General features: G+C 70.0%; 13 protein-coding genes. 6 read left to right on the forward strand and 7 right to left on the reverse strand.

Features of this window, described 5'->3' with window-relative positions; translation table 11 throughout:
• Positions 1–77 precede the first annotated feature (77 nt).
• Complete coding sequence (locus E5843_RS10485) at positions 78–2048, reverse strand: S9 family peptidase (RefSeq protein ID WP_166815984.1); 1971 nt, start codon at positions 2046–2048, stop codon at positions 78–80.
• Between the two features lie 143 nt (positions 2049–2191).
• Here E5843_RS10485 and E5843_RS10490 point away from each other — a divergent pair, with 143 nt between their 5' ends.
• Together E5843_RS10490 and E5843_RS10495 are read left to right on the forward strand one after the other, a co-directional pair.
• Positions 2192–2740, forward strand: a complete 549-nt coding sequence (locus E5843_RS10490; protein ID WP_136412609.1) for a cysteine hydrolase family protein — start codon at positions 2192–2194, stop codon at positions 2738–2740.
• A gap of 166 nt (positions 2741–2906) precedes the next feature.
• The gene (locus E5843_RS10495) at positions 2907–4781 is read left to right on the forward strand and encodes an ABC transporter ATP-binding protein (protein ID WP_134673901.1); all 1875 of its coding nucleotides are present in this window, start codon (positions 2907–2909) and stop codon (positions 4779–4781) included.
• A 3-nt stretch (positions 4782–4784) separates the two neighbouring features.
• Here the strand turns inward: E5843_RS10495 and E5843_RS10500 are convergent, their stop codons facing one another.
• The 6 genes from E5843_RS10500 to hutU form a co-directional block, all read right to left on the reverse strand.
• The gene (locus tag E5843_RS10500; protein WP_134673902.1) at positions 4785–5915 is read right to left on the reverse strand and encodes a COG3904 family protein; all 1131 of its coding nucleotides are present in this window, start codon (positions 5913–5915) and stop codon (positions 4785–4787) included.
• A gap of 286 nt (positions 5916–6201) precedes the next feature.
• The gene (locus tag E5843_RS10505; protein ID WP_208002210.1) at positions 6202–6441 is read right to left on the reverse strand and encodes a hypothetical protein; all 240 of its coding nucleotides are present in this window, start codon (positions 6439–6441) and stop codon (positions 6202–6204) included.
• 72 nt (positions 6442–6513) lie between these two features.
• Positions 6514–7023 (reverse strand): MgtC/SapB family protein, encoded by a 510-nt coding sequence (locus E5843_RS10510; RefSeq protein WP_208002211.1) that lies wholly within the window; start codon positions 7021–7023, stop codon positions 6514–6516.
• A 202-nt stretch (positions 7024–7225) separates the two neighbouring features.
• Complete coding sequence (locus E5843_RS10515) at positions 7226–8056, reverse strand: hypothetical protein (protein ID WP_134673904.1); 831 nt, start codon at positions 8054–8056, stop codon at positions 7226–7228.
• A gap of 116 nt (positions 8057–8172) precedes the next feature.
• Positions 8173–8631, reverse strand: coding sequence for a peptide-methionine (R)-S-oxide reductase MsrB (gene msrB / locus E5843_RS10520; RefSeq protein ID WP_134673905.1), 459 nt, complete (start codon positions 8629–8631; stop codon positions 8173–8175).
• A 127-nt stretch (positions 8632–8758) separates the two neighbouring features.
• Positions 8759–10438, reverse strand: a complete 1680-nt coding sequence (gene hutU / locus E5843_RS10525; protein ID WP_134673906.1) for a urocanate hydratase — start codon at positions 10436–10438, stop codon at positions 8759–8761.
• A 145-nt stretch (positions 10439–10583) separates the two neighbouring features.
• On the opposite strand from hutU, the gene E5843_RS10530 reads away from it, so the two are divergent.
• From E5843_RS10530 to E5843_RS10545, 4 genes are read left to right on the forward strand one after another with little or no spacing between them, the layout of a single operon-like run.
• On the forward strand, positions 10584–11756 hold the full coding sequence (locus E5843_RS10530) for a ThuA domain-containing protein (protein WP_243733048.1): 1173 nt from the start codon (positions 10584–10586) through the stop codon (positions 11754–11756).
• Positions 11753–12991: an alkaline phosphatase family protein gene (locus E5843_RS10535; protein ID WP_134673907.1), complete on the forward strand. Its 1239-nt coding sequence runs from the start codon at positions 11753–11755 to the stop codon at positions 12989–12991. Before E5843_RS10530 ends, E5843_RS10535 begins: the two co-directional genes overlap by 4 nt.
• Positions 12992–13051: 60 nt before the next feature.
• Positions 13052–14590, forward strand: coding sequence for an AlkA N-terminal domain-containing protein (locus E5843_RS10540; protein WP_141065978.1), 1539 nt, complete (start codon positions 13052–13054; stop codon positions 14588–14590).
• Positions 14587–15081, forward strand: a complete 495-nt coding sequence (locus E5843_RS10545) for a methylated-DNA--[protein]-cysteine S-methyltransferase (RefSeq protein WP_136412612.1) — start codon at positions 14587–14589, stop codon at positions 15079–15081. The genes E5843_RS10540 and E5843_RS10545 overlap by 4 nt, the downstream gene beginning before the upstream one ends.
• Positions 15082–15099: the final 18 nt, after the last annotated feature.

Below are 15099 nucleotides of genomic sequence, written 5' to 3' on the forward strand. Positions count from 1 at the left end.
ATCCTGCCGCCGGAGGTGCCATCCGGCGTGTGCGCGGGGTCCGGACGCACCTGCCACCGCTGCTGCGGAGGCGGTGGTCAGGGTGCGGCCTGTTGCCCGCCGAGATGCCCGTGCAGGAAGCCCAGCAGGCGGCGATAGAACTCCAGCCGGTGCTCGGTGGTATGGAAGCCGTGGCCTTCGTTCGGGTAGTACAGCGTCTCCACCGGCACGCCTGCACGCCGCAGTGCGCGCTCCATCAGATGGGTGTGCTCGATCGGAGCGATGAGGTCCTCGCCGCCCGCGGCCAGGAACACCGGCACCGTGATCGCGGCCGCCAGCCGGTTGGGCGACGCGGCTGCCAGTGCCGTCACGTCGGTGCCGAGCCAGTCGCCGGTCCAGTTGCGCGCCCAGCGGCCCTGGCGACGGTTCTCCCCGGTCAGGCGCGGCAGGTCGTAGACGCCCACGTAGCCGACCGCACAGCGATAGAGCTCGGGCTCGCGCACCGTGCCCATCAGCGCCGCATACGCACCGTAACTCGCGCCATAGATGCAGATGCGCTGCGGATCGGCGATGCCCTGCGCGATCGCCCAGCGGGTCGCGTCGGTGACATCGTCCTGCATCGCCCCGCCCCACTCGCGGGCGCCGGCCATGCGGAACGCGCGACCGTAGTTGCCGGAGCCGCGGAAGTTCACCTGCAGCACCGCATAGCCGGCCGCGGCCAGCACCTGGGCATCGCGATCGAAGCCCCAGGCGTCGAAGACCCCGAAGGGGCCGCCATGCGGCATCACCACCAGCGGCAGCGCGCGCGCCTCGACGCCACGCGGCACGGTCAGGAAACCATGCAGTGGCAAGCCGTCCCGCGCGCGCAGTTCGACGCCGCGCATGGTGCCCATGCGTTCCGGATCGATCGCCTCGCTGCGCGCGAAAATGAAATCCGCGTTGTTGCGGGTGCTGTCGAACTCGAAGTAGCTGCCGGGGTCGACATCACTGCGCGCCTGGAACAACCGGCTCGTGCCGTCCGTCGTCGCCGAGGTCACCGACACCACCTGCCCCTCGAACACGGCCTCGAGGCTGCGCTGGAAGCGCGCCTCCGGCGAGGCCTCGTCGAAGAACGCGGTCCGCGTCTGCGCCCCGTGGAAGCGGACGCCAACCGGCACCCGTCCGGAGTCGTCGTAGACCGGCACCGGATCGACCACATCGTGGCGCAGCAGCTCACGGCGCTCGCCGCTGGCGATGTCGTAGGCGACGACGCTGTCCGGACCGTGGCGGTGCTCCATCCGCAGATAGGCGGTGGCGTTGTCGGGCGAGAAACCCAGCGGCACGACGATCCCGCCACTGGTGCGCTCGTCGTTGATCAGTTCCCACTCGCTGCGGTCATCCGCGCGCAGGTAGGTGCGCGACACGTTGTCCACGTTGGCGCCGTAGGCGAAGCGGACGGTGCCGCTGTTGTCGGTCACGTACTCGGCCGTGGAGACGGGTGCGCTTGTCACCCGGGTACGGCGGCCGGAATACACGTCCATGCGCTCGAGGCGAGTGATCGGATCGCGTGCCAGCGGGGCCACCCGGATCAGCACATGGCGGTCGTCCCCGGGCAACGTGTCGACCAGGCGCGCGGCCACCTGTTCCTCGCGCTTGCCTGTGGTCAGCCGGGTGCCGGTGTAGGAGCCGCGCACGCGCCAGCCGACCAGCAGGTCGCGCCGCGAACCGTCGGCGTTGATCGCGTACAGCTCCCCGGTGGGAAGCGGGTCGTCGCGGCTGCCGAAGGTTTCCGCGACCGCGATCAGCACGCGCTCGGGATTCACCCACCAGAAGTCGTGGATGTCGGTGCCCTTGGTGAAGCGGAACGACGCCGTGATCGCATGGTCGGAACGGCGCATGACCGCCAGCCCGTACTGCCCCTCCATCGGCACGGTTGCCGCGTAGTACTCGCCCGTCGGCGACAGCTTGAGGCTGCCGATCTTCTCCTCGGCAACGAACGGCGCCAGGTCCACCTGCGCGCGGGCGACGCCCGCGAACATGCAGGACGCCACGACCAGGCCGCTCACGGCCAGCCATCTGATTGGATGCATCGACTCCCCCCGGAGTTACAGGTCCCTGTAGCGTGCGTGGCCATCCCTGCCCTGCGCGCACTTTAACCGCCACTGCGCGGCCATTCCAGCGCAAGGCGCACACTTCACGTCGACGGTGCGCGGGGCCACCCAGACTGCGCGGCATGGCCAACGCCGATACCGCCCTGCTCATCATCGACATGATCAACCGCTTCGATTTCCCCGGCGGCGCAGCGCTTGCGCGCGCGTCGGAACCGGTATCGAAGCGGATCGCATGGCTGCGCAGCCGCTTCCAGGCCGCCGGTTGGCCGGTGGTGGTGGTCAACGACAACTTCATGGACTGGAAGGCGGACTTCCGCGAGATCTGCGCGGTGTGTTCGCACGACGGCATGCCCGGCGCCGCGATCGCGCGCCGGCTGATGCCGGTGCCGGGCGACTACTTCGTGCTCAAGCCGAAGCACTCGGCCTTCCATGCCAGCCCGCTCGATGCGCTGCTGTCGAGCCTCGAGGTGGACAGGCTGGTGATCACCGGCATCGCCGCCGACGCCTGCGTGCTCGCCACTGCGCTCGACGCGCACATGCGCGAATACGCGCTTGCGGTGCCGCGCGACTGCGTGGCCGCGATCAGCACCGCGCGGCGCGACCGGGCGCTGGCCCTGCTGCGCGAAAACTGCAAGGCCGACACCCGCGGATCACGCAGCATCGCACCCTGACGGGCGCTGCACGGTGCTGCACGAGGGCGCTGCGGCACAATGTCCGGCGGGCGGCGCATCGCCAGCGGTGACCGCGCATGCCATGCGACGACGCGCGCACGGCGTGCCACCCGCCATGCCTTCCACTGCGGCGCTGATGGCGCCGCGCACGTCTCCAGGATGACCCATGCTGCGCTGGTTCGAAAAACGCCTCGACCCGTTCCCGCCGATGCCGCCCGCGCAGCCACCGCGCGGGCTGGTGGCGTTCTGCCTGCACTACACCCGCGGTGCCGGCCCCTGGCTCGCGCTGATGGGAGTGCTGGGCGCACTGATCGCGATCGCCGAGCTGGGCCTCTACGTATACCTGGGCGCGCTGGTGGACCGCCTCGGCGAACACACCCCGGCGACCTTCCTCGCGGCCGAAGGCCCGCGCCTGGCGTGGATGGCCCTGCTGGTGGTGGTCGCGCTGCCGCTGCTGGTGCTGCTCGACAACATGGTGCAGATGCAGGTGCTGCTCGGGAACTTCCCGATGCGCATCCGCTGGAACGTGCACCGCTACCTGCTGCGGCAGTCCATGGGCTACTTCCAGGACGAGTTCGCCGGGCGCATCGCCACCAAGCTGATGCAGACCTCGCTGGCGGTGCGCGAGACCGTCATCAAGCTGCTCGACGTGGGCGTCTACGTCGGGGTGTACGTGGTCGGCGCGATGCTGGCCGCGGCCGCTGCGGACTGGCGCCTGATGCTGCCGTTCGCCGGCTGGCTGCTGGGGTACGCACTGCTCATGGTGTACTTCGTGCCGCGCATGGAGCGCGTCTCGCGCGAGCAGGCCGATGCGCGCTCGGACATGACCGGGCGCATCGTCGACAGCTACACCAACATCGCCACGGTGAAGCTGTTCTCGCATTCGCGCCGCGAGCAGGCCTATGCGCGCGAGGCGATGGATGGCTTCCTCGGCACCGTGTACCGGCAGATGCGCCTGGCCACGCGCGTAGGTGCGGGCAACTATGCCCTCAACATGGCGCTGGTGTTCGCCGTGGCCGGCATCGGCCTGTGGCTGTGGCTGGGCGGCATCATCGGCGCCGGCGCGGTGGCGGTGGGCATCGCACTGGCCTTGCGGCTTGTAGGCATGAGCCAGTGGATCATGTGGGAGCTGTCGGCGCTGTTCGAGAACGTGGGCACGGTGCAGGACGGCATCAATTCGATCTCGCTGCCGCCGACGGTGGACGACGCACCCGGTGCACCGGAACTGCCCGATGTCCGCGGCGACATCCGCTTCGAGGGCGTGGGCTTCCACTACGGCAAGGGCTCCGGCGTGATCGACCGCCTGGACCTGGACATCCGCGCAGGCGAACGCATCGGCGTGATCGGCCGCTCCGGCGCCGGCAAGTCGACGCTGGTGAACCTGCTGCTGCGCTTCCACGACGTCGAATCGGGGCGGATCCTGGTCGACGGCATCGACATCGCCAGCGTGCAGCAGGATTCGCTGCGCGCCCGTGTCGGCGTGGTCACCCAGGACACCTCGCTGCTGCACCGCTCGGTGCGCGAGAACATCCTCTATGGCCGCCCCGACGCCGGCGAGGCGGAGATGCTGGAAGCCGCGCGCCAGGCCGAGGCGCATGACTTCATCCGCGAACTGTCGGACTCGGCTGGCCGTCGCGGCTACGACGCCCATGTCGGCGAGCGCGGGGTCAAGCTGTCGGGTGGCCAGCGCCAGCGCATCGCGATCGCGCGGGTACTGCTCAAGGACGCGCCGATCCTGGTGCTCGACGAAGCCACCTCGGCGCTGGACTCGGAAGTGGAAGCCGCGATCCAGGGCAACCTCTACCGGTTGATGGAAGGCAAGACCGTTATCGCGATCGCGCACCGGCTCTCGACCATCGCCGCGATGGACCGGCTGATCGTCATGGACCAGGGCGCGATCGTCGAACAGGGCACCCATGCCGAGCTGGTAGCTGCCGGCGGCATCTACGCGCAGCTGTGGGCGCGCCAGTCGGGTGGCTTCATCGATCCGGGCGAGCAGACCGCGCCGGTCATCGCCGACGTCGAGCCCGCGCGCGGCTAGACCTCAGCCACCGCCACCCTGCCCGACCGCGTCGCTGCGCGTCGGGGGTGCCAGCACCAGGCCGGTGCCGACGTCGAATTCCGACAACGGGCTTTCCGCCGGACAGGTCTCGTCGGGGAACCCGAAGCGCTGGCGCAGGTCGAGGCCGCAGGCGTTGAGCGCATCGAGATCGGTGATCGGCGACTTGCACTGCAGGTCGAACGCGCGGGTGAACGAGTCGCGACGGGTGACGAAATCCTCGCCGCACTTGCGCATCAGCCGCAGGCGGTCGAGGTCGTCCTGCGCGGGATTCACGCCATCCAGGCCGAACAGCCGCAGCTCGTCGCCGGTAAGCAGGCGCAGGCTGCGGTTGGGCACGGCCATCATCGCGTCGGCCACCGCGACCGCGGCGCCGTTGCGCTCCAGATAGCTGCGGACACGGTCATAGACGGCGCGCAGTTCGGCATTGAGCTCGACGCGGGTGGTGGCGGTGGAACTCATGCGGATGATGCGGTGGATGCCGACCCGGCCGGTGATCAGGCGGGTGTCGCCGCCGGCAAGCACGAAAACACAGGCGCTGTGGCAGGACGAGCCTTCCCGCACCCAGATGGTCCAGCGCGACTCGGCGATGAGGTCACCAGCACGGATGGCTTCCTCGACCTGGCCGCCGATCGAGTTGATGTCGAGTACGCGCTTGCCGACGCCGCGCTCGTCGGCGACCGTGGCCACGCGCTCCACCAGCGCGGTGAAGTCGGGGGCGATGCGGCCGTCGTAGCGCAGGCGCATGACGCCGCGCTCCTCGCAGCTTTCGAGCGCCTGCTCGATGCTGGAGCGCGACAGGTCGGCCAGTGGCTCGCCGTCGCCGCGGGCAAGGTAGTCGAGTTCACAGCTGATCGACGCGGTGCCGGCCTCGAGCGGCAGCTCGCTCCAGTCGACGGCTGCCGGCGGCTCCGGCGCGGGTGGTGCATCCGCCTGCGGGGAGGTGTCTTCCTCCACCGGCGCCACGCTGAAGGCGCCACCGTCCTCAGGGCTTGCAACGGGCAATGTCTCCAGCAGTGGAGACGCATCGGGTTCGGAACGCAGGCAGGCTGCAAGGACCAGGGCGAGGGCCACGGTGGCGAGGCCGGCACCGACCCATCGGGAAACGACACGCATTCTGGGCAAGGCTCCGATAGGCGGCTCTGGCGCGCGCGGCAGGCGGCGACAACGTGCACCAGTCTAGGGCCGCCCGGGTTTCCCGATGGAACCGCGCGTGAACCGCGTGGAGCGACACCGCAACCGCGGGCGCGTGGCCTCGAGCCGCCACGCCCCGGCGGCACGGAACACTCCGCGCCGCGCGGTGCGCCAGGACCACGATGGGCGGCCGTCAGGCATTACGACCGGCCGCCGTCGCGAGCGCGGCATGGGCGCACCCCGCGGTGAGCGCGAGGCCCGACGGACTTCAGGCCAGCGGCCGTCGATAGACCGCCGCGTTGATGCAGGAGAACACGCTGACCACGAACCAGCCGAACGGCAACAGCGACAGGGTCAGCAGCCAGGTGATGACGAAGGCCACGCAGGCGGTGACGAACCAGCCGATGGCGGAGAGCACGCGGCCCTGCACGAGCTGGCCGAGTCCCGGAATGAAGAAACTGCAGATCGCGGCGATGACGTTGCCGGTCGAACCCTGTGCGCTCATCAAGCGTGCCCTCTACATATGTGAATGCGCAGAGTCTGGAGTCCCTTGCGCCATGTACATGTGAAGCGCCGCCAACTACTTGTCGTGGCCGCTGATGGACGAATGCGGCTCCCGTTGGCTCTGGCCGGACAGCTTGGGCAGCAGCGCCACCACGATGAACGCCACCAGGGTGGTGATGATCGCCACCCATTCCTGGCCCATGCCCGCGGCCATGCCGATCGCGGCGGTCATCCAGATGCCGGCGGCGGTGGTCAGGCCCTCGATGCGCTCGCCCTTGTCGAGTTTGAGGATCGCGCCCGCGCCAAGGAAGCCGATGCCCGACACGATGCCCTGCATCACGCGGGTCACTTCGTCAGCCGAGATTCCGTGGGTCAGCGGTGCCAGCACGAAGAGGGCGGACCCGATCGACACCAGGATATGGGTCTTGAGCCCCGCGGCGCGCCCCTTCTGCTCACGCTCCCAGCCGATGATGCCGCCCAGCACCGCGGCAACCACCAGGCGCGCGATCATGACCGTCATGTCGCCGGCATCGGGGATTGCGAACTCGTCGGCCAGCGCACGGCCGATCTCGTCGAACACGCTCATCGCGCAGTCTCCGGTGCCGACAACGCGAGGTTATCGGCCATGTGGACGAGGGTGATTGGTGGTCGTGGCATCGGCATCTTCATGCGGCGACGCTAGCGCCGGCGGAGTTGCCGCCAAGTGATGAATAGGCGCTGCCGGCTGTTCTGCGCGGACATGAAAATGCCCGCCTCGCGGCGGGCATTCCGTCTACGGACCGGTGCGATCAGCCGACCCGGAAGCGGTCCTGGTCGCGATCCTGATCGCCGCGATCGGCGGAGTACGAGCCATCGCTATAGCGGTCATGCGAGGTGAACGCGTCGCGCACGGCCGACTTGGCGCGCTCCCAGTCCAGCTTCGAGTTGCCGCGGCGGTTGCCCCAGTCACGCGACAGCTCCGATTCGAGGCTCTCGTCCCAGTCGCGGTCGGCGTACATGCTGCGCGCCTGCGTGCCGTAGCGGTAGGCGGGCTGGTAATCGTCGAAGCTGGCGTCCTGGTCGCGGTAGTCGACCTTGTCGAAGTTCTCCGCGAAGTAGGAATCGCTGCTGCGATAGGTCTGGTGGGTGCGGTCGGCACGATCCCAGGCATCGCGCACGGCCGGCTGCGCATCGTCCCAGGACAGGCGCGATTCGCCGCGAGCCTTGTCCCATTCGGTGCGCAGCGACGATTCCGATTCGTCCCAGCCACGCTCGAGGTTGGACTCGCGCGCCTGCAGGCCGAAGCCGTAGGCGGTGGAATAGTCGCGGTCGTAGTCGTAGTCGGACTTCACGTAGGGGCGATCCTTGTGCGCCTCGCGCCAGTAGGCTTCCTCGCCGGTCGGATCGATGCGTTCGGCAACGCGCTTGCCCACGGCAGCACCGGCGACGACGCCGATCGCCGCGCCGATCAACGTGCCGATCGGCCCCAGCACCGTACCGGCAGCTGCACCTGCGGCCATGCCACCAGCGGCCCCGCCAACACCAACGCCGACCGGGTGCGAGCCCGGTGCGCCGGTGATGGGATCGCGATTGGCGTCGCGGCCTGCGTGCTCAAGGCTGTCGTCGTGCTTCGAATTCATGGCGTGCTCCTGCAAGGGGGATGTCCGTCCACCCTGCGCCCGCCCGGGTTAAACCATCGTGTGCATCACGCCAACGCGCCTACGACGTTCAGCCGACGGCGCTGAATACGCGGCGGCTACGCCGCAACGGTCTCGCCGCGACCGAGCGGGTCCGCCAACGCATCGCCACTGCTCGCGAACGACAGCGACACCGAGTTGAGGCAATGACGCTCGTACGTCGGCGGCGGACCATCCGGAAACACATGGCCGAGATGGCTGTCGCAGCGCGCGCACACGACCTCGACGCGGACCATCCCGTGGCTGGTGTCACGCACGCGGGCGATATGCGCCTCGTCGTAGGGCGCGAAGAAGCTCGGCCAGCCGGTGCCGGAATCGAACTTGGTGCTGGAGCGGAACAGCGGCAACCCGCATAGCCGGCAGCAGTAGACGCCTTCGCGCTTGTTGTCGAGGAAGACCCCGCAGAACGGCGCTTCGGTGCCGTGCTGCAGGAGCACCCGGCGTTCGTCAGCGGAAAGGCCGGCGACCAGCGCGTCGCGCTGCTCGGCGGTGGGAGGCGTCAGGTCGAACTGGCTCATGGCGGCACCGGTGTCGGGAAGTGATTGCAACCTCCATATGGCGACGCCGGCGCGCAAGCACAACCGCCGTGCGGGGCCAGCGCCCGCTGCACGACGTCGCCGCCGTGGCGAGCCGACTCGGGCAACCTCAGTCCGCACCCGGCATCGGCAACTTCAGTCCCTGCTCGCGTGCGCATTGCCTGGCGATGTCATAGCCGGCATCGGCATGCCGCATCACGCCGGTGCCGGGATCGTTCCACAGCACGCGCTCGATACGGCGGTCCGCGGCCTCGCTGCCATCGCAGACGATCACCACGCCCGAATGCTGCGAATAGCCCATGCCGACCCCGCCACCGTGGTGCAGGCTCACCCATGTGGCGCCGCCGGCGACATTGAGCATCGCGTTCAACAGCGGCCAGTCGCTGACCGCATCGGAACCGTCGGCCATCGCCTCGGTCTCGCGATTGGGGCTGGCGACGCTGCCGCTGTCGAGATGGTCGCGGCCGATCACGATCGGTGCCTTCAGCTCGCCGTTGCGCACCATCTCGTTGAAGGCCAGCCCGAGTCTGTCACGCAGGCCCAGGCCCACCCAGCAGATGCGCGCCGGCAACCCCTGGTAGGCGATGCGCTCCGCGGCCATGTCGAGCCAGCGGTGCAGGTGCGGATCGTCGGGGATCAGCTCCTTGACCCTGGCATCGGTCTTCGCGATGTCTTCCGGATCGCCGGAGAGCGCCACCCAGCGGAACGGGCCGATGCCGCGGCAGAACAGCGGCCGCACGTAGGCGGGCACGAAGCCGGGGAAATCGAAGGCATTGGCGCAGCCTTCGTCCTTCGCCATCTGCCGGATGTTGTTGCCGTAGTCGACCGTCGGCACGCCCTGTGCATGGAAGGCGAGCATCGCGTCCACGTGCACGCGCATCGATTTCTTCGCCGCGTCGCGCACGCGCTCCGGGTTGGCCGTCTGCTCGGCCAGCCACTGTTCAACCGTCCAGCCGATCGGCAGGTAGCCGTGCACCGGGTCATGCGCGCTGGTCTGGTCGGTCACCGCATCCGGGCGTACCCCGCGCTTCACCAGTTCCGGCAGCACCTCGGCGGCATTGCCGAGCAACGCGATCGATTTCGCTTCGCCGGCGGCGGTGTATTTCGCGATGCGGGCCAGCGCATCGTCAAGGTCGTGCGCCTGCTCGTCGACATAGCGGGTCTTCAGGCGGAAATCGATGCGGCTCTGCTGGCACTCGACGGTGAGGCTGCAGGCACCGGCAAGCGACGCGGCGAGGGGCTGCGCGCCACCCATGCCGCCGAGCCCCGCGGTGAGGATCCAGCGACCCGTGAGGTCACCGCCGTAGTGCTGGCGGCCCATCTCGACAAAGGTCTCGTAGGTGCCCTGCACGATGCCCTGCGAACCGATGTAGATCCACGAACCCGCGGTCATCTGCCCGTACATCATCAGGCCCTTGCGGTCGAGCTCGTTGAAGTGCTCCCAGTTCGCCCACGCCGGCACCAGGTTGGAGTTGGCGATCAGCACCCGCGGCGCGTCGGCGTGGGTGCGGAACACGCCGACCGGCTTGCCCGACTGCACCAGCAGGGTCTCGTCGTCGCCCAGTGTCTTCAGCGTGTCGAGGATGGCGTCGAAGCAGGCCCAGTCACGCGCGGCGCGGCCGATGCCGCCGTAGACCACGAGATCCTCCGGGCGCTCGGCGACCTCGGGATCGAGGTTGTTCTGCAGCATGCGGAACGGCGCTTCGGTGAGCCAGGAACGGCAGCTCAGTGCGGTACCACGCGGCGCGCGCACCTGGCGGGAGGGATCGTGTCGGGAAGCTGCGGTCATGGTGGCCCTGCGGTGTCGCGGTGACCGGCGATTATCCACGATGCCCCGCGGCCCGAACGACGACGCCCGGCGCGATGGCCGGGCGTCGGGGAAAGCGGCTGGACCCGGATCAGCGGATCGACGGATCCAGCCGGCGCAGTGCATCGTGCAGGTCGACACCGCCGCTCTGCTCGATTTCCTGCCGCGTATAAACGCGGCCACCGGCATTGACGCAGGCGTCGCGCTCGCCGCGGCTGCGTGCCTCACGCGAAGCGGTGATACGCGAACCCGTCTCGCGGAGGCAGAACCGCTCATCAGCGGCGGCGCGTTCGGCGCGCGTCAGGCGCACCTCTTCCTCGGGCTCGGCCTGCTGCGCCGACGCACCGAAAGCCAGCCCGAGCAGGCCGGCGACAAGCATCAATCGCTTCATGGATCACCTCGCACGACATGTGTAGCCTCGACGATACGCGCCCGCGGGCAGGCACGCATGCGGATGCGGAAGCGGGTTCAGGAGGGCGTCACTGTGTGCATCCGCGGTCGATCATCGAAAGGCGCGGGCCTGCTCGCGTCGTTGCTGGCCCTGCTGACCGCCTTCGCCGCCGGCTGTGCTTCGGCGCCGCCCGTCGCACAGGCGAACGCACCGGAACCGCCACGGATGCTGGTGTTCACCCGCACCGGGGGTTACCGCCACGAGTCGATCGCCGATGCGGTGCGGACGCTGCGCGCCCTGGGCGCTGCCGAGGGACTGGCAGTCGAGCACACCGAAGATCCCCGGTTCTTCAACGCGGACACGCTGGCGCGCTACCGCGTGGTCGTGTTCGCCAACACCACCGGTCCCTTGCTCGATTCCAGCCAGCGCGTCGCCTTCGAACACTGGCTGCGCGAGGGCGGCGGCTTTCTCGGCCTGCACTCGGCTGCCGACACCGCGTACGACTGGCCGTTCTACGGCCAGCTGGTCGGCGCCTGGTTCGCCAGCCATCCACCGGGATTGCAGCGCGCGCGGGTCCGGTTCGAACACGCGGGCACCGACGCCACGCTGGGCCCGTGGTGGATCACCGACGAGCTCTACAATTTCCGCCGCAATCCGCGCCGCGACGTGACCGTGATCGCGACGCTGACGGCGCGCACGGACGGCGGCGGCATGGGTGACGACCACCCCATCGCCTGGTGCCACGACCGCTTGGGTGGCCGCGCCTGGTACACCGGCCTGGGCCACGATGCGGCGCTGTATCGCGACCCGGTCTTCCACGCGCTGCTGCGCAGCGGCCTGCGCTATGTACTGGGCGGCGATGCGCGCTGCGACGAAGTGTCATCGGCCCCGGCTACCATGGCGCGATGACGTTCCGATTCCTGTCTGCAGTCCTCGCCGCCTGCCTGCTGTCCGCCTGCTCCACTTCGCCGCGCACCACCCCGGGTGACGCCAGCGACGCGCCCACCCTGCTGCTGGTGTCGCTGGATGGCGTGCATCCAGACATGCTGGGCCATGGCGACACACCGCGTCTCGACCGCCTTGCACGCGAAGGGGTGTCGGGGTGGATGCGCCCGTCCTACCCCGCGCTGACCTTCCCCAACCACTACACGCTGGTCACCGGGCTGCGCCCGGATCGCCACGGTCTGATCCACAACTCGATGTACGACGAGGACCTCGGCCGGTTCGCGCTGAAGGACCGCGACGCCGTCGGTGACGGCCGCTGGTGGGGCGGCGAACCGCTGTGGGTCACCGCCGAGCGTGCGGGCCTGCCGACCGCGACGATGTTCTGGCCGGGCAGCGAGGCGCCCGTGCAGGGCGTGCGCCCGCGTCGCTGGTTCCCGTACGAGGAGGGCCTGGCACTGGAGGTCCGCATCGGGCGCGTGCTCGGCTGGCTGGCCGAGCCTGCCGCCACCCGTCCGCGGCTGGCCACGCTGTATTTCGAACATCCCGATCACGCCGGGCACGGCTACGGCCCCGACTCGCCGCAACTGCGCTCCGCACTGCGCGAGGTGGACGCCGCGATCGGTGATCTGCTCGATGGCATCGCGGCGGCGGGCCTGCAGGACCGGGTCAACCTGGTCATCGTGTCCGACCATGGGATGGCGCCGGTGCCGCCGGGGCAGGTGGTCGCGGTCGAGGACATGGTGGATCCCGCCGACGCCGAACCGGTCAGCACCGGGCAGGTGGTGGGCTTCCGCCCGCGCGCCGGGCGCGAGGCCGCCGCCGATGCGGCATTGCTGGGTGCGCATGAGCACTACGACTGCTGGCGGCGCGAAGCGCTGCCGGCACGCTGGCACTATGGCCGGCACCCGCGCGTGCCGCCGATCGTGTGCCAGATGCACGTGGGCTGGGATGCGCTGCCGCGGGCGCATATCGCCAGGCGCCCGGACCGCACCCGCGGTTCGCACGGCTACGATCCGGCGGCACCCGGAATGCGCGCGGTCTTCATCGCCCACGGCCCGGCGTTCGCACGCGGCGTGGAATTGCCGGGCTTCGACAACATCGACGTGTACCCGCTGCTCGCCCGCGTGCTGGGGGTGGCACCGGCCGAACACGATGGCGACGCGGCGACGCTGCTGCCGGCCTTGCACGACGGCGATTGAGTCCGCATCCATGTCCGGAAACGGCCAGTCGAGGCCGGGGCCCGGTGCTAGTCTGCGGCCATGTCGAATGCGCCCGCCCTTGCTCCGGATGTCTGCGAACGCGCACGACTGAGCCGCGATGCGCGCTTCGACGGGCTGTTCTTCACCGCGGTGCGCAGCACCGGGATCTACTGCCGGCCCGTCTGTCCGGCGCCACCGCCGAAGCCGCGAAACGTCGACTACTACCCGAGCGCCGCGGCGGCTGAATCCGCCGGCTTCCGCCCCTGCCTGCGTTGCCGGCCCGAGCTCGCCCCCGGCGCAGGCTCGTGGCGCCGTGGCGACGACACCCTCGCACGCGCGCTGCAGCTGATCGACGAGGGCGCACTGGCCGACGCATCGCTGGCGACGCTGGCCGCCCGCGTGCAACTGGGTGAGCGGCAGCTGCGACGCCTGTTCGTGGACCGCCTCGGCGCCGCGCCGGTGGCGGTGCACACCACGCGCCGGCTGCTGTTCGCCAAGCAGCTGCTCACCGAGACCGCACTGCCGGTGACCACCATCGCGATGGAATCGGGCTTCGGCAGCCTGCGGCGCTTCAATGCCGCCTTCCGCGACGCCTACGACCTCGCCCCGCGCGACCTGCGCCGCGAGCTTCCCGGCGTGTCCGCCGGCCCGCTGGTGTTGCGGCTGGGATACCGGCCGCCGTACGACTTTGCCGCGATGCTGGAGTTCTTCGCCGGTCGCGCACTGCCGGGGATCGAGCAGGTCGACGCGCACAGCTATGCGCGCGTCTTCGATGCCGGCGACGGCATGGGCCGACTACGCATCAGCCAGTGGCCGGCACCAGCGCGTGCGCCGGTGCATGCGCTGCGGCTGGAGCTGCACGGGGCGCCCGCCGGCAGCCTGCTTGCCATCGTGCAGCGCGTGCGGCGGATGTTCGACCTCGATGCCGATCCACGCGCGATCACCGCCGTGCTCGCCAACGACGCGCGGCTGGCCCCGCTGCTTGCGGCGCGACCCGGCCTGCGCATTCCCAGTGGCTGGGACGGTTTCGAGATCGCCGTACGCGCGGTGATCGGCCAGCAGGTGAGTGTGGCCGCCGCGCGCACGATCACCACCCGCCTCGCGATGCGCCACGGCAGGCCGGTTCCCATGGAGTCTGCCGCTGCCGGGTTCGCACACCTGTTCCCGGACGCGGCAACACTTGCCGGCGCCGATCTCGACGGCCTCGGCCTGACCGGTGCGCGAGCCACCGCGGTGCGTGCAGTCGCCACCGCGGTCCTCGACGGGCGCGTCGGCTTCAGCGTCGACGGCACGCTGGAGGATTTCATCTCGCGCTGGACCATGCTGCCCGGCATCGGGCCGTGGACGGCGCAGTACATCGCGCTGCGCGCACTCGGCCATCCGGATGCGTTCCCGGCCGGCGATCTCGTGCTGCAACGCGCGGTGACGGGCGACGGCAGTCGGCTTGCCGAAGCCGCCCTGCGTGCACGTGCGGACGCCTGGCGACCCTGGCGCGCCTATGCAGTGATCCAGCTCTGGCGTGCGGCCACCGATACGTCCGCCGCAACGCCCCCTTCCCTCCCCGCAGTACGCGGCGCACGCCGCAGGAGTGCGGCATGAACGTCCATTACACCCACGTCGACAGCCCCGTCGGCCTTCTGCTGCTGGCCGCATCCGATGCCGGCCTGCATGCGATCGGGTTCCCCGAGAACCGCCACCCGGTGCGGATGGGCGTCGACTGGCGCGAGGGCACGCATCCGCTGATCGAGGAGGCGCGGCGCCAGCTGGCCGCCTATTTCGCCGGCGAGCGCCGCTACTTCGACCTGCCGCTGGCGCCGCATGGCACACCGTTCCAGCGCAGCGTCTGGCAGGCACTGGCGGACATTCCCTACGGCGTGACCGCCAGCTATGCCGAATTGGCCACGCGCGTCGGCCGCCCCGGTGCCGCGCGCGCGGTGGGCGCGGCCAACGGTCGCAATCCGCTGCCGATCGTGCTGCCCTGCCATCGCGTCATCGGCGCCGGCGGCGACCTCACCGGTTTCGGCGGCGGGCTGCCGACCAAGCGCTACCTGCTGGCGCTGGAAGGTGCACTGCCACGCGCGCTGCTGTGATCGCGGCGCGCGCGGACC

The sequence above is a fragment of the Luteimonas yindakuii genome (assembly GCF_004803715.2).
In the GTDB taxonomy this organism is placed as follows: domain Bacteria; phylum Pseudomonadota; class Gammaproteobacteria; order Xanthomonadales; family Xanthomonadaceae; genus Luteimonas; species Luteimonas yindakuii.

What these genes read in the sequence shown, in the direction of transcription:
- E5843_RS10510 (WP_208002211.1), bottom strand. Translation starts at nt 7,023, where the DNA reads ATGAGCGTGTTCGACGAGATCGGCCGTGCGCTGGCCGACGAGTTCGCA.
- E5843_RS10545 (WP_136412612.1), top strand. Translation starts at nt 14,587, where the DNA reads ATGAACGTCCATTACACCCACGTCGACAGCCCCGTCGGCCTTCTGCTG.
- msrB (WP_134673905.1), bottom strand. Translation starts at nt 8,631, where the DNA reads ATGAGCCAGTTCGACCTGACGCCTCCCACCGCCGAGCAGCGCGACGCG.
- E5843_RS10500 (WP_134673902.1), bottom strand. Translation starts at nt 5,915, where the DNA reads ATGCGTGTCGTTTCCCGATGGGTCGGTGCCGGCCTCGCCACCGTGGCC.
- E5843_RS10535 (WP_134673907.1), top strand. Translation starts at nt 11,753, where the DNA reads ATGACGTTCCGATTCCTGTCTGCAGTCCTCGCCGCCTGCCTGCTGTCC.
- E5843_RS10495 (WP_134673901.1), top strand. Translation starts at nt 2,907, where the DNA reads ATGCTGCGCTGGTTCGAAAAACGCCTCGACCCGTTCCCGCCGATGCCG.
- E5843_RS10515 (WP_134673904.1), bottom strand. Translation starts at nt 8,056, where the DNA reads ATGAATTCGAAGCACGACGACAGCCTTGAGCACGCAGGCCGCGACGCC.
- E5843_RS10490 (WP_136412609.1), top strand. Translation starts at nt 2,192, where the DNA reads ATGGCCAACGCCGATACCGCCCTGCTCATCATCGACATGATCAACCGC.
- E5843_RS10540 (WP_141065978.1), top strand. Translation starts at nt 13,052, where the DNA reads ATGTCGAATGCGCCCGCCCTTGCTCCGGATGTCTGCGAACGCGCACGA.
- hutU (WP_134673906.1), bottom strand. Translation starts at nt 10,438, where the DNA reads ATGACCGCAGCTTCCCGACACGATCCCTCCCGCCAGGTGCGCGCGCCG.
- E5843_RS10485 (WP_166815984.1), bottom strand. Translation starts at nt 2,048, where the DNA reads ATGCATCCAATCAGATGGCTGGCCGTGAGCGGCCTGGTCGTGGCGTCC.